The sequence below is a fragment of the [Actinomadura] parvosata subsp. kistnae genome, from assembly GCF_900323885.1.
GTDB classification, from domain to species: domain Bacteria; phylum Actinomycetota; class Actinomycetes; order Streptosporangiales; family Streptosporangiaceae; genus Nonomuraea; species Nonomuraea composti.
The window spans coordinates 90,942-104,274 of record NZ_OOHJ01000018.1; the positions used below are offsets into that span (position 1 = coordinate 90,942).

Here is a 13,333-nt window from a genome sequence, read left to right on the forward strand (position 1 = left end):
GTCGAAGGCATGAGCGCGACGTCGGGGCTGGCCATGGTGGAGGCCGCCCCGAGCGCCGCCCTGCGGCCGTACGTGACCCGGCTGTGCGCCTACCGCGAGCACTACGCCGAGCCGGTCACCCGGTCGGAGATGGCGATGCCCGGCTCTGTGCTCGTCCTGGCCTTCGGCACGCCGATGGAGGCGGGCGGGCAGCGGGTGCGGGCGTTCGGCGGCGGCCTCGGCGATCGTTTCACCGTCACGCGCGTCGCCGGGCCGTCGGAGGGCGTCGAGGTGTTCCTGACGCCGTTCGGGGCCCGGCGCCTGTACGGCCTGCCGATGCGGCACCTGACGAACCGGGTGGTGCCGATCTCCGACCTGCTCGGGCCGCGCGCGGATGCGTTCGTGGAGCGGCTGGCGGAGACCTCGTCGTGGCGGGCCCGCCTCGCGCTGGCCGACCGGCTGCTGAGCGAGCGCATCGCGGCGGGCCCCGAGCTGGGGCCCGAGCTGCCGTGGGCGTGGGCGCGGCTGCTGGAGACGGGCGGCCGGCTGAGCGTGGCGTCGCTGGCCGACGCGCTCGGCTGGAGCCACCGCCACCTCGTCGCCCGCTTCCACGACCAGGTGGGGCTGCCGCCGAAGACGGTGGCCAGGGTCATCCGGTTCGGGCGGGCGCTGCGGCTGCTGCGCGCGGGCACGGCCCCGGCCGTCGCGGCGGCGGAGTGCGGCTTCTACGACCAGGCGCACATGAACCGCGAGTTCCGGGTGCTGGGCGACACCACGCCAGGTCAGATTCGTCCAAGACCCGGCGGCGCCGCCCCGGCATCGTGGGCCTCATGACACGTACCGTCTACGCATTGGCCCGCTACGAGAACTGCCAGGCCGCGATCGACTTCCTGACCGGCGCGTTCGGCTTCCGCCTGCACGAGGCGTCCAAGAACGGCGAAGGCGTCATCCACCACGCCGAGCTGCTCATCGGCGACGACCTGATCATGATCGGCCAGGGGAGGCCGGGCGGCCCCGGCATCTACGTCGCGGTGGACGACGTCGACGCCCACCACGACCGCGCCAGGGCCGCGGGCGCGACGATCACGATGGAGCTGACGGACCAGCCGTACGGCTCGCGCGAGTACGCCTGCCACGACCCCGAGGGCAACCCCTGGTTCTTCGGGACGTACCGGCCCTGACGGGGGTCAGCGCGGGAAGATGATGGTCTTGTGGCCGTCGAGCAGCACCCGCTGCTCGGCGTGCCACTTGACCGCCCTGGCCAGGGCCAGGCACTCCACGTCGCGGCCGATGGCCACCAGGTCTTCGGGCGAGTGGCTGTGGTTGACCCTGGCCACCTCCTGCTCGATGATCGGCCCCTCGTCGAGGTCGGCCGTCACGTAGTGGGCGGTGGCGCCGATCAGCTTGACCCCGCGGTTGTACGCCTGGTGGTAGGGCTTGGCGCCCTTGAACGACGGCAGGAACGAGTGGTGGATGTTGATCGCCCGCCCCGCCAGCTTCTCGCACAGGTCCTCCGAGAGCACCTGCATGTAGCGGGCCAGCACGACCAGGTCGACCTGGTAGTGCTCCACCAGCGCCAGCACCTCGGCCTCCTGCTTCGGCTTGGTCTCGGGGGTGACCGGCAGGTGGTGGTAGTCGATGCCGTTGGACTGCGTCAGCGGCCGCAGGTCGGGGTGGTTGGACACGACGGCGGCGATCTCGATGTCGAGGGCCTTCGAGCGGACGCGGTAGAGCAGGTCGTTCAGGCAGTGGTCGAACTTGCTCACCATGATCAGCACGCGCGGCTTGCGCGCGACGTCCCGTAGCCTGAACTCCATCGCGAAGTCGGGCGCGAGCGCGGCGAAGGCGGCGTTCAGCTCGTCCTCCCCCAGCTCTCCCGCGAACTGCACGCGCATGAAGAAGCGCTGCCCCACCCTGTCGCCGAACTGCTGGCTCTCGATGATGTTGCATCCGTGCCCGGCGAGCAGGCCGGAGACGGCGGCCACGACACCGGGCCGGTCGGGACAGGACAGCGTCAGGATGTATTCGGCGGGGCTGGTCATGCCTTCACTCTCGCGGACGTCACGGGGCCACCACTGGACCGGCGGCCTTCCGTCGAGCGTACCCGTGACGGCGGGATGCAGGACCGTAACGGGGAACGCCGTGGACGAGTGTCCATTTTGGGTAGTTATTCGGCACTGCTGGTGGAGCGGATGCGATGGGCGGGGGCGGAGTGGCCCCATCCCTCGATCGAGCGGGCCCCGCCGAGGCCGGGGCGGGATGGAGTGCGTGCTCTTGGACACTGTCGTGCTGATCGTGGCGGCCGGCCTGTTCGCCGTCGTAGCCGGGATCAACGACGGGGGCGCGCTCCTCGCGACCGGGCTCAAGCTGCCCGCGATCCGCCCGATGACCGGGATCGTGGTGCTGACCGTGCTCGTGGCGGCGGTGCCGCTGGTCACCCACCAGGTGGCGCTGACGTTCGTGACCCGGCTCGGCTCCTACAGAGACCCAGGCGGCCAGTTCGCGATGATCATCGCGGTGGTCTCCGCGCTCGCCGTGGTCGGCGTGCTCAGCGCGAAGGGCCGCCCGACCAGCCTGACCCTGGCCGTCGTCGGCGGCCTCACCGGGGCGGGGCTGGGCTGGGGGCTGCAGGTGTCGGGCGAGTGGGTCGCGCTGGTGCTGGCGTTCGGGCTGGCCGCGCCGTTCGCCGGCGGGCTGCTGGCGTGGGTGCTCATCCGGGTGCTGGTCGCCACGACCACCGCACGCGGGTTGTGGCGCTGGCACTGGGCGGGCTTCCTGCTCCAGACGCTCGCGTACGCCGCCAACGACGCCCAGAAGATGCTGGCCGTGTTCATGATCGCGGTCGGGTTCACCGGGGCTCCGGTCGAGTACACGGCGCTCGCGGCCGTGCTGTTCGCCGCCGGCACCCTGTACGGGCTGCCCAAGGCCGGCCGCACCCTCGGCCGCGAGATCATCGTCTCCCGGCCCCCGCACGGCGTCGCGGCGGAGCTGGCCGCCGGCGCGGCCGTGATCGGCTGCGCGGCCGTCGGCATGCCCGTGAGCATGACGCAGGCCATCGCCGGCGGCCTCATCGGCGCGGGCGTCGCCCAGGGCGGCGGCCGGGTCCGCTGGTACGCCGCCGGCAAGATCGTCGCCGCCTGGCTGCTGACGCTGCCCGCCAGCGGCCTGCTCGGCTGGGGGCTCGCCCTGCTGGTGAAGGGGTTCGCGAGCGTGAGACTGTCATGAAGGGAAGGTGGGCGTGAAGCGGCTGCGGCGGATCAGGGACCTCATGACCGGGCGCATGGACGGCGCCCTCACGGAGGCGCTGCTCGGCCAGCTCAAAGCCACCAAGGAAGGCGCGTGGCTGGCCATGGCCATGATCGGCGGCGAGGTCGGCCGCACGGGGGCGCACGAGCAGATGCGCGCGATCGAGCACCTCGGCGACGAGGAGCGCGCCCGGCTCATCGACGAGCTGAAGACGGCCCTCGTCACGCCGATCGACCGGGAGGACCTGTTCCGGCTGTCCCGGTCGATCGACGACGTGCTCGACTCGCTGCGCGACTTCGTCCGCGAGTCCCACCTGTACCGGGTGCCGGACCAGATCCGCTTCACCCCCATGCTCGACCAGGTCATCGTGGGCATCGAAGCCCTGGAGGAGGCCGTGCGCGGCCTGGCCTCCCGGCCGTCCGTGGTCTCCCACGACGCCCTGGAGGCGAAGAAGGCGGGCGGGGCGATCCGGCGGATGTACCAGTACGAGATCTCCCGCATCTTCTCCGACGAGAAGATCACCGCGAACGCGATGAAGGAGCGGGAGCTGGTGCGGCGGCTGGAGATCGTCGGCGTGGCCATCGGCGACGCGGCCGACGCCATCGCCGACGGCGCGATGAAACGCTGACGGTGGCGCCTCCAGCGGGCGAAGGTGCCTTAAGCGGATGAAGGCGCCTTCAGCGGGCGAAGGGTGTTCTCAGCGGGTGAAGGGCGCCTTCAGCGGGCGAAGGCGTCGATGCCGGTGAGCTGCGCGGACAGGGCCCACAGGCGGGCGGCCTCGCCGGGGTCGGTCGCGTAGGAGCGCACGCCCGAGCGGGCCTCCGGGTCGGTGGCCGCCTCGGCGATGTCGCAGTCCTCGCAGTAGACGCCGCCCATGCCGGCCAGCCGCGGCGACGTCGCGGCCCACACCTCGGTCGCCGCCCCCTGCTCGGGCGTCTTGAACGTGGCCAGCACGTTGCCCTGCTCGTCCATCCAGCCTTCGCCGATCATCTCCTCCCTGGTCAGGTGCCGCTGCAGCGGGGTGAGGATGCCGCCGGGATGCACGGCGAACGCGCGCACGCCGGCGTCCTTGGCGAGGGCGTCGAGGTGCACCGCGAACAGCACGTTCGCGGTCTTCGCCTGCCCGTAGGCCGCCCACTTGTCGTAGCCCCGCTCGAAGTGCACGTCGTCCCAGCGGATGGGCGAGCGGCGGTGCCCCACCGACGAGAGCGACACCACCCGGCCCCGGCCGCGCTCGATGGCCGGCCAGAGCAGGTTGACCAGCGCGTAGTGGCCGAGGTGGTTGGTGGCGAACTGCGCCTCCCAGCCGGGCCCGACGCGGGTCTCCGGGCAGGCCATGATGCCCGCGTTCGTGATCACGATGTCGGCGGTACGGCCGGTGGCGAGGAAGCGCTCGGCGAAGCCGCGCACGCTGGCGAGGTCCCCGAGGTCGAGCTCGTCCACCTCGGCCCCGTCGACGTCCTTGAGCGCCTCCTCGGCGGCGGCGCGGCGGCGGGCGGGCACCACGACGTGCGCGCCGGCAGCGGTCAGCGCGCGCGTGGCGGCCAGGCCGATGCCGGAGTAGCCGCCGGTGACGATCGCCAGCTTCCCGGACAGGTCGATGCCGTGCAGCACGTCGTCCGCGGTGCTCGTGGCACCGAAACCGGACCCGATCTTGTGTTGTGGCGTGGTCATGCCTCCACGCTATGAATGAGAGTGCACTCGAAGTCAAATGATCTTCTCGGGCTTGGTTGCCCGCCTCCGGCCGTACCGGCTGCAATGTGAAGGTGATCGACGATCCCGGGACGGCAGGCGCGCAGGCCGCACGCCCCCGGCTGGCGGTCTCCACCTGTCTCCTGGGCGAGCCGGTGCGCTACAACGGCGGGCACAGCCGCGACCGCTTCCTGACCGACGCCCTCGGCCCGTACGTGGACTGGGTCCCCGTCTGCCCCGAGATCGAGGCGGGCCTCGGCGCGCCCCGCGAGACCCTGCGGCAGGAGCGGTCGGACGACGGCCCCCGCCTGGTCACCCGCACGACGCACGTGGACCTGACCGCCCGCATGACCCGGCTCGCCGACCGGCGGGCCGCCGAGCTCGACGTGGACGGGTACGTGTTCAAGGCCAGGAGCCCCACCTGCGGCATCCACGGCGTGCCCGTCTACCGTCCCGACGGGACCCCGGCGGACCGGCGCAACAGGGGCGTGTTCAGCGGGATCGTCATGCGGCGGCGCCCGCTGCTGCCCGTCGAGGACGAGGGCCGGCTGCACGACGCGCTGCTGCGGGAGAGCTTCGTGGAGCGGGTGTTCGCGCACGCCCGGCTGCGCGCGCTGTTCGCCGGCGACTGGCGCACCCGCGACCTCGTCGCCTTCCACGCCCGGCACAAGATGCAGCTCCTCGCCCACGACCCTGATCTCTACCGGGAGGCGGGCCGCGTGGTCGCCGCCGCCGGCGGACGGCCCCGCGAGGAGGTGGCCGCCCGGTACACGGAGGCGTTCCAGCGCACGCTCGCCACGAAGGCCACCACGGGCAAGAACGTCAACGTGCTGCAGCACTGCCTCGGCATGCTCGCGCTCGACCCCGTCAGGCGGGCCGACGTGGTGGACGTCATCGACGCCTACCAGGCGGGCCTGGTGCCGCTGAGCGTGCCCACGACCCTGCTGCGCCACCACGCCCGCGGGGAGGCCGCGGCGTACGTACGCGACCAGACGTACTTCTCCCCCTACCCCGACGCCCTGCGGCTGCGGCACCACGTGCCCCAGTAGGCTCGGGGAGCGTGAGCGACGTCGACGAGCGGCCCGCCGCCCGCGTGATCTGCCTCGACCGCGACGGACGGGTGCTGCTGATGCACTGGTACGACCACGTCGACGACACCGAGGTCTGGGAGCCGCCCGGCGGCAGGCTGGAGCCCGGCGAGACCCCCTTGGAGGCGGCCCGGCGGGAGCTGACCGAGGAGACGGGGCTGCCCGGCTCGGCGGTGCTCGACCGGCACGTGGAGGTCGACCGGGACTTCCGGTGGCTGGGCACGCGGTTCCTGAAGCGGGAGCTGTTCTACCTGGCCAGGTTCGCCGAGGCACGGCCCCCGGTGGATCCCGGGGCCTTGACCGAGGAGGAGCGCGCGGCCTTCCGCGGCTGCGTGTGGGTCGAGGAGTTGCCGGAGGGGGTCGATCCGCCCGAGCTGGCGAGCCTCATCGAGCAGCTCACCCGAAACCCGGACGCCGCCGAACAGCCTGCTTGAAGCCCGGATGCCGCCGAGCGCCCCGCCTGAAACTCCGACGCCGCCGAGCGGCCCGCGTGACCTTCGCCGTCGTGCCTCACGGGCCTGGCCTGGCCTTTCGGCGGGGCTTGGCGAGCCCCAGCTCCTCCTGCGTCGCCGTCATCAGCCCGCGCAGCACCCGGCCCGCCACCTTCTCGTGCTCGCCCTCCACGGACCGGCCCTCGCCCACCCGCTCCCGGTAGAGGTCACGCTCGCGCACGTCGGTGTAGGGCAGCGCGGTCATCGCGACGATCACGCTCACCCGGGTGCCGCCGCGCGGCTGGACGGCGACGGCGTGGGTGCGCAGGCAGGTCTCGTCGGGCGCGCCGTACCAGCCGCACTTGACCGCCGACTCCGGCCAGCCCAGCGCCTCGCGCGCGCCGAACGCCTGCGGCTCCGCCACCTGCCCCATCCAGCCCAGCACCGCCCCGGCCACCGGATCGCCCGCGACCGCCGACTGAGCGAACACCGCGTAGGCGGCGCTGACCTCGTCGGCCGTGACCTCGACCGAGCCGAACCTGGACGGGTCGCCGTTCGGCAGCGCCCACGCCACGCCCGTGCGCTCGCGCAGGTCGTCGAGGATGACGCGCGGGCCGACGGCGAGCCACAGGTTGAGCGTGTCGGCGTTGGAGGAGATGACGACGGCCGGTTCGGCGTGGCGGCGCCACCGGTCGGTGTCGGGGATGCGGGCCGCGCTCACCCACGCGTACAGGGGTTTGAGCAGGGAGGCGCAGCGCAGCCGCGTCATGCCCGAGGTGACGCTCACCGCGCGCACGGGCGGCCCGCCGTAGCCGCGCCTGATGCCCGCCGCCTGGACGCTGGCACTGTGATCAAGGCCGTCGAGCAGCTCGTTGAACCCCACGCACCCCACCGTAGACCTACGGAGGGGTTCCCCAACGCCGTTCGTACCACTCCAGGGTCGGCGCCTCGCCCGGCAGCTCCGTGCGGCCCGGCGCGCGCAGGCCGTCGAGGGCGATGGCCAGCAGGCGCTGCTTGACCTGCTCGTGCTCCGGGCGGGGCGGCCCGGCCGCCGGGCGGCCGAACTGCTCCATGAGCAGCGAGATGTCGAGCATGGTCACGTCGCTCCTGAGCACGCCCGCCTCGTGCGCGCGGGCCACGACCTGCTCGGCCACCTCGTCGGCGCGGCGCGAGACGCGCCACATCTCGTCGGTGACCTCGATCGTGCCCGCGACCGGCGCCAGCGCGCCCGCCCTGTTGGCCACGCAGGTGCGGACGTAGAGCGCCAGGCCCTCCCACGGGTCGGGCTCGGCCAGGCCCGCCTCGGCCGCCTCCACCACCCGCTCCATCGCGATCAGGCACAGGCGCTGGAGCAGCTCCTCCTTGGTGCGGTAGCGGCGGTAGAGGCTGCCCATGCCGACGCCCGCCTGCTTGGCGATGGCCGACACGGGCGCGTCGAAGCCCTGCGTGGTGAACACCTCGTGCGCCGCCCGCAGCAGCCGCAGATCGTTACGTGCCGCCTCGGCCTGCCTGCCGCGTGTGCCCATGCGGTCAAGGATATTCAGGACGGCACGGCGGCCGATCCCGCCCGAAGCTCAGGACGGCCCAGCCCGGCAGCTCAGGACAGGGCGGCGTCGAACCTGGCGCGTAGCTCCGCCAGGCGTTCGACCGGCTCGTTGCTGAAGACGAGACGGACGTAGCGCGGCGCCACCGTCTCGCCCCACGCCGTCATGGGCGTGGCGGCGACCCGGCCGCGGTCGAGCAGGCGGGCCGACAGGTCGGCCGCCGTCAGGCCCAGCGCTTCCGCGTCCACCAGGCACGACCAGCCGCCGCCCGCCCGCACCAGCGGCAGGCCGTCGAGCTGGGCGGCCACCGTCTCGTGGCGGGCCTGGTACTCGGCGACCGCCTCCGCCACCCCCGACGGCTCCCGCAGGGCGGCCGCCGCGCCGAGCTGGTGGAAGCCGCTGGCGACGGTCGTGTTGTAGATGGTCGCCACCATGATCCGGGACATGATGTCCGCCGGCCCCGCGACCCAGCCGATCCGCCAGCCGATCATGCGGTACTCCTTGGACACCGAGCCGATGATGATCGTCCGCTCGGCGAGGCCGTCCACCTGGCACGGGTTGACGCGTGGGTGGCCGTCGAAGACGATGCGCTCCATCGCGGCGTCGTAGATCAGGTACGCGCCGGTGCGCTCGCACACCCGGGCGACCAGCTCCCAGTCTTCACGGTCGAGCACCACGCCCGACGGCATCGACGGGCTCATCAGCAGCAGGGCCGCCGCCGGTCCTGCCTCGGCCAGCGCCTCCCGGTCCAGCCGCCAGTGCCCGCCGTCCACCCGCAACGGCACGAGGTGGGGCCGCGCGCCCGACAGCCGTACGCGCTGGAGCAGCCCCGCGTACGTCGGGTCGGTGAGCACCACGGGGTCGCCCGGCTCGGTGGTGGCCAGCAGCACGGGCATGACGGCCGACGTCCCGCCCGAGGTGATCGCGATCTGGCGCAGCGGGTCGTAGTCCTGTCCCGTGCGTTCCCGCAGGTCGTCGGCCACCGCCGCGCACAGCTCGGGCAGGCCGGTGAACGGCAGCCAGCTGTTGCCGGTGCCCTCCTGGAGCGAGCGCACGGTCGCCTCGACCGCGGCGGGCGGGGGCGGGACGTCGGTGTCCAGGTTCTCCATGCGCAGCACGTCCGGATCGGCTCCGGCCGCGGCGGCCACCCTGTCGATGTCGAACGGCTGCACGTGCGCGAATCGGGAGTTGGGTCGCATGAGCACCTCCAAGGGCTGGGCGTCAGAAGCCGTGCCTGACAACGGACGTACCTCAGATGCCGTGCCTGACGACGGACGTGGCGAGGGCGACCGGCAGCAGCGCCATCAGGGCGAGCGCGGTCACCAGCCGCCGGCGGCCCGGCGAGCCGGCCTCCGTTATGAACGCGGCCAGCGCCCCCGCTCCCGCGAACACCAGCCCGGTCGTCGCCGCGTCCACGAGCTGCGACGTCCAGGAGGGCAGCACCTCACTGGCGAGCCGGAGCACGACGAGCACCCCGGCCGCCGTCAACGCCACCCGCCACCCCGGCCGCACACCCACCCGCTCCAGGGCGAGCACGGTGCCGGCGAGCAGTGCCAGGGTGAGCACCACGACGACACCGACGGCCGGCGCCAGACACCCCCAGTCCTCACACCCGACCCGGCCCACGCCAGCCGCACCGTCGCCCACCACAACACACCAACGGCCCCACACACCACGGCGGCCCGCCCGATCCGCCCCACCCGCCCCGCAGAGACCGCTCGCTCTGCGGCCGCTGTCGGCTCGGCACGCACCGCCGACCCGGCAGGCGTCGTCAACTCGGCAGGCGCCGTCGGCCCGGTGGGCGCCGCCCGCTCGGCAGGCGCGGTCCCCTCGACACGCGCCGTCGGCTCCGTTTGCCCCGTTTGCTCCGACTGCCCCGTCATATGCCTATGCTGCCATCCGCTGCCTTGGCCGCCCGATGGTCGTCGGCCTCGGCCTCGGCGTGGCGGCCCAGGGCGCGTAGGGCGATCGCGCGGTTGGTGTAGAGGTCGGGTTGCGAGTGGAGCTCGATGGCGTGCGTCAGGTCGTCCACCGCGCCCTCCAGGTCGCCCGTGGCGTACCGGAGCGCGCCCCGGCTGGCCCACACCGCGACCAGGCCGGGCGCCCGCTCCATGGCCTGCTCCAGCGCCGCCTCGGCCTCCGCGTGGTGGCCTGCCGCCGTCTCCAGCTGGCCCAGGACCGTCAGCAGGTACGGGTTCCCGGGCGCGAGCCGGAGCCCGGCCTCCACGTCGGCCCTGGCCTCCTCGTCGCGTTCGCAGCCGGCCAGCAGCCCGGCCCGGTTGACGTAGGCGTCGAGGTAGGCGGGGTCGAGGTCGATCACGCGGCCGAGGTCGGCCAGCGCCGCCTCGGTCTGGCCCCGCACGGCGTACAGCTCGGCCCGGTTGTAGTAGGCCTCGGGCAGCGGCGGCCCGAGGCGCATGGCCTGCTCGAAGTCGGCGCCGGCCTCCTCGTGGCGGCCCAGCTTGAACAGCAGGTTCCCGCGTTCCAGGTATTGGTCGGGGAAGGCGGGGTCGAGGGCGATCGCCGCCCCGTAGTCCTCCAGCGCCTCCTTCGTACGTCCGAGAGCGGCCAGGAGCTGGGCCCTGTTGGCGAGGAGCACCATCCGGTGCTGCCGGTGGCGCTCCCCCAGCTCGCCCGCCAGCTCGATGGCCGACTCCACCAGCGTGAGGGCGGCGTCGAGCCGTCCCTGCCGCAGCTCGATGAGGGCGAGGCCGTTGCGGTCGAAGCCGAGCTTGAAGGCCCGCTCGGCGGGGTCGGGCAGGATGGTGGAGATGGCGATGGCCTCGTTGATCCAGGCTCTGGCGCGGGTCAGGTCGCGGCGGGCGGGGTCGGGGTGGCGGGCGTCGAGCATGGCGGTGCCGTACGCGGCGGCGGCGTGCATGGCCGGGTCCTGGCTGACCAGGCGCACGCGGTCCCAGATGGCGCGGGCCTCGTCGGTGCGGCCGAGCCCGCCGAGCGCGGTGGCGGTGCGCTGGGCGAAGCGCCACCAGCTGGTGCCGCCCGGCGGCGTGGCTCCCATGCCCTGCTCCCCCAGCTCGGCGACGGCGTGCAGGAACCCTTCCCGGGTGCAGCGGTCGACGAGGCGCCACAGCTCGGCGGTGTCGCGGGTGTCGGGGGCGGCTCGGGGCCGCCGGCGTACACCATGATCGTCAGGGTGGCGGGCGGGATCCGCCGGATCATGACGTCCAGGAGCTCGGTGTCGGTGGGGTCGGCGGCGTCGGCGTTGCACACGGCGATGGCGCGGCCGGGGTGCACGGCGTCGCGGACGAACTCCGCGAGCCCGTTGGCCAGCCGCAGCGTGCGGCGGGGCGCGGGCACGAGGATGCGCTCTTCGTCGGACAGGTCCGCGCCGCTCGTGATCGGCGCCGCCGGTAAGAGGTCGGCCAGCTCGGGGGCGGCCGCCAGGATCTCGATGTGGTGGGCGGCCACCAGCTCAGGGGCCTGCCGCAGGGCCGAGGGCGCCAGGTGGCGCAGGAGCGCGGCGGCGAAGGTGTAGGGGCCGCGCGGCCGCCGGTGGGCGTCGATCAACGGCGCCAGCAGCCGCACGGCCCCCCATCGGGCGGGTGGTTCGCCCTGGACCCTGAGGTGGGACCTCTCCTCAGTCACCCCTTGTGAATGACGCTGGAGGTCCCTGCGAGCCTTGCCGTTCCAGGCTTGCGGACGACGATGCGCTTCATGACATGCCTCTCCACTTGGGGTTGAAACACCCATTATTGGGTCACCCCACCGAATATCAAGGTTTATCGCGAATAAGTGGGAAGACGATGGATAAAAAGCAGTTGCCTTTTGTGGGGAATATCTAACCTAGGAGGACCGAAACCAACGGTGCAATCCTGTGGTATGCGTCTGATCCGATTCCTCCATCAAGTCGCACAGGCACCTGCCGAGCAGCGTGACCGACTGGCAGCAGCCGGGCCCTTGCGGGTCGTTCGCCCGGACGATGCGGGTGGCCCGCTCGATCAGGCGCTCCAGGCTCGGCTCGGCGCCGCCCTTGAGAGAGCGGGTCTGCCATGGGCAGGCGGAGGAGTCCGTACAGGCGCTCTTGGCGATGTACGGCGTCACCCCCGCCTGGAGGTGCAGCGGATCCTCACGCTTGATCCGCTGACTGGCGAGCACCTGGGCCGCCCGGCGGGCGACGGACAGCAGCCGGCGGCGCTCCGTTCCCCGCGCCTGCGCGCGGGAGGGCAGCGCGAGCAGCATCGCCCCGGCCATCAGCAGGCCGCCGAGGACCATGCCCCACCCGAGCTGCTCGTGGAACCAGATCACCGCGATCGCCGCCACCCACAGGGGCTGGGACGACATGAGGATCTGGCTGGGCACCGCCGGCAGGTGGGCCTGGGCGTGGGAGCGGGCCAGGAAGCCGAGCGCGCACGAGATCACCGACAGGTGCAGCAGGATGCCCCAGTCGGGCAGCCCGACCGGCAGGGAGATCCCGTCGCGTACGGCGAAACAGCCCGTGAGCACCCCGATGGTGAAGAGCTGGATGACCGTCAGCGCGTAGGCGGGGAAACCGGTGGGACGCTCCGACAGCCGCCCGAGCAGCAGGGTGTGGCCGGAGTAGAGCGCGGCGGCGGCGAGCGTGACGCCGAGGGCGAGCAGCGAGATCCGGTGCTCCTCCACCCCGCGCACCAGGGTGAAGACGGCCATGCCCGCCAGCGCGCACGCGACCCCGGCCCAGACGCGCCGGCGTACCGGCTCCTTGAAGATCATCAGCGACAGGATCGGCGTGATCACCACGCTGCATCCGACGGCGAAGCCGGACACCGCGGACGGCAGGCTGCCGAGCGCCATGGCCTGGCCCACCTGCCCGGCCCCGAACATCAGCCCGAGCAGGCCCCCGTTGATCCACGTGTCGCGCGACAGCCCCCGCAGGCAGCCGGGCCTGATGAGGAACAGCGTCAGCGCGGCCAGCAGGTAACGCTCGGCGAGCAGGTCCTCCACCGGTAACCGGTGGATGAGATCTTTCATCAGCGGGAAGGCCGACCCCCAGGCGGCGCTGACGAACACCAGAAGCACGGCTCCCCGAAGGGGGCGGGGAGCGGCCACGACTGCCATGGTAAAAGCATGGCACTACTATTCGCAGCCTTGGATGTACAGGGAGCAGCCGGTGAGGCTTGCTTACACCTCAGTGGTAAGACCCTCACCCGCGGGTTCGTACATCCTTATCCGACGACGCCACTTTACGGCGTCTCCGACATATCTCGCATAGGAAATGAGGCGAAAGATGTCGGGGCCGGCGGCCGGAGACGGTCACCCAGCGTGACGGAAGAGGCTCGGCGGTCTCGTCACGCCGAGCGGGCCCGGGACAGGTCACCGGGAAAGACGAGAGTGGCGGCCCCAGGAGGGGGATGGT

At 72.7% G+C, this 13,333-nt stretch carries 15 protein-coding genes; 6 read left to right on the plus strand and 9 right to left on the minus strand.

Features of this window, described 5'->3' with window-relative positions; genetic code table 11:
• The first annotated feature begins 9 nt into the window (after window positions 1-9).
• Both KIS93_RS20670 and KIS93_RS20675 read left to right on the plus strand, forming a co-directional pair.
• Window positions 10-813, plus strand: a complete 804-nt coding sequence (locus KIS93_RS20670) for a helix-turn-helix domain-containing protein (protein WP_080046102.1) — start codon at window positions 10-12, stop codon at window positions 811-813.
• On the plus strand, window positions 810-1,160 hold the full coding sequence (locus tag KIS93_RS20675) for a VOC family protein (RefSeq protein ID WP_080047607.1): 351 nt from the start codon (window positions 810-812) through the stop codon (window positions 1,158-1,160). Before KIS93_RS20670 ends, KIS93_RS20675 begins: the two co-directional genes overlap by 4 nt.
• A gap of 6 nt (window positions 1,161-1,166) precedes the next feature.
• Here KIS93_RS20675 and purU read toward each other — a convergent pair whose 3' ends face one another.
• On the minus strand, window positions 1,167-2,021 hold the full coding sequence (gene purU, locus KIS93_RS20680) for a formyltetrahydrofolate deformylase (protein WP_080046101.1): 855 nt from the start codon (window positions 2,019-2,021) through the stop codon (window positions 1,167-1,169).
• Between the two features lie 226 nt (window positions 2,022-2,247).
• Here purU and KIS93_RS20685 point away from each other — a divergent pair, with 226 nt between their 5' ends.
• Both KIS93_RS20685 and KIS93_RS20690 read left to right on the plus strand, forming a co-directional pair.
• Window positions 2,248-3,204 (plus strand): inorganic phosphate transporter, encoded by a 957-nt coding sequence (locus KIS93_RS20685; RefSeq protein ID WP_230465884.1) that lies wholly within the window; start codon window positions 2,248-2,250, stop codon window positions 3,202-3,204.
• 13 nt (window positions 3,205-3,217) lie between these two features.
• Entirely contained in the window at window positions 3,218-3,853 is a 636-nt protein-coding gene (locus KIS93_RS20690; protein ID WP_080047605.1) for a DUF47 domain-containing protein, read from the plus strand.
• A gap of 89 nt (window positions 3,854-3,942) precedes the next feature.
• On the opposite strand, the gene KIS93_RS20695 is transcribed toward KIS93_RS20690, so the two are convergent.
• A complete protein-coding gene (locus tag KIS93_RS20695; RefSeq protein ID WP_080046100.1) occupies window positions 3,943-4,899 on the minus strand; it encodes an SDR family NAD(P)-dependent oxidoreductase in 957 nt (318 codons plus the stop codon).
• Between the two features lie 92 nt (window positions 4,900-4,991).
• On the opposite strand from KIS93_RS20695, the gene KIS93_RS20700 reads away from it, so the two are divergent.
• Both KIS93_RS20700 and KIS93_RS20705 read left to right on the plus strand, forming a co-directional pair.
• The gene (locus KIS93_RS20700) at window positions 4,992-5,966 is read left to right on the plus strand and encodes a YbgA family protein (RefSeq protein ID WP_230465883.1); all 975 of its coding nucleotides are present in this window, start codon (window positions 4,992-4,994) and stop codon (window positions 5,964-5,966) included.
• Between the two features lie 11 nt (window positions 5,967-5,977).
• Complete coding sequence (locus KIS93_RS20705; protein WP_080046099.1) at window positions 5,978-6,439, plus strand: NUDIX domain-containing protein; 462 nt, start codon at window positions 5,978-5,980, stop codon at window positions 6,437-6,439.
• A 76-nt stretch (window positions 6,440-6,515) separates the two neighbouring features.
• Here the strand turns inward: KIS93_RS20705 and KIS93_RS20710 are convergent, their stop codons facing one another.
• From KIS93_RS20710 to KIS93_RS20735, 7 genes are all read right to left on the minus strand, one after another.
• Window positions 6,516-7,319, minus strand: a complete 804-nt coding sequence (locus KIS93_RS20710) for a hypothetical protein (protein WP_080046098.1) — start codon at window positions 7,317-7,319, stop codon at window positions 6,516-6,518.
• Window positions 7,320-7,335: 16 nt separating this feature from the next.
• A complete protein-coding gene (locus tag KIS93_RS20715) occupies window positions 7,336-7,962 on the minus strand; it encodes a TetR/AcrR family transcriptional regulator (RefSeq protein WP_206068970.1) in 627 nt (208 codons plus the stop codon).
• A 71-nt stretch (window positions 7,963-8,033) separates the two neighbouring features.
• The gene (locus KIS93_RS20720; RefSeq protein WP_080047602.1) at window positions 8,034-9,179 is read right to left on the minus strand and encodes a pyridoxal phosphate-dependent aminotransferase; all 1,146 of its coding nucleotides are present in this window, start codon (window positions 9,177-9,179) and stop codon (window positions 8,034-8,036) included.
• Window positions 9,180-9,231: 52 nt separating this feature from the next.
• Window positions 9,232-9,549, minus strand: a complete 318-nt coding sequence (locus KIS93_RS20725; protein WP_186404358.1) for a hypothetical protein — start codon at window positions 9,547-9,549, stop codon at window positions 9,232-9,234.
• 310 nt (window positions 9,550-9,859) lie between these two features.
• Window positions 9,860-10,861, minus strand: coding sequence for a tetratricopeptide repeat protein (locus tag KIS93_RS65475; protein WP_335673914.1), 1,002 nt, complete (start codon window positions 10,859-10,861; stop codon window positions 9,860-9,862).
• Entirely contained in the window at window positions 10,789-11,586 is a 798-nt protein-coding gene (locus KIS93_RS65480) for a hypothetical protein (RefSeq protein ID WP_246005335.1), read from the minus strand. The genes KIS93_RS65475 and KIS93_RS65480 overlap by 73 nt, the downstream gene beginning before the upstream one ends.
• A gap of 198 nt (window positions 11,587-11,784) precedes the next feature.
• A complete protein-coding gene (locus KIS93_RS20735) occupies window positions 11,785-12,996 on the minus strand; it encodes a DMT family transporter (RefSeq protein ID WP_186404360.1) in 1,212 nt (403 codons plus the stop codon).
• Window positions 12,997-13,333 lie beyond the last annotated feature (337 nt).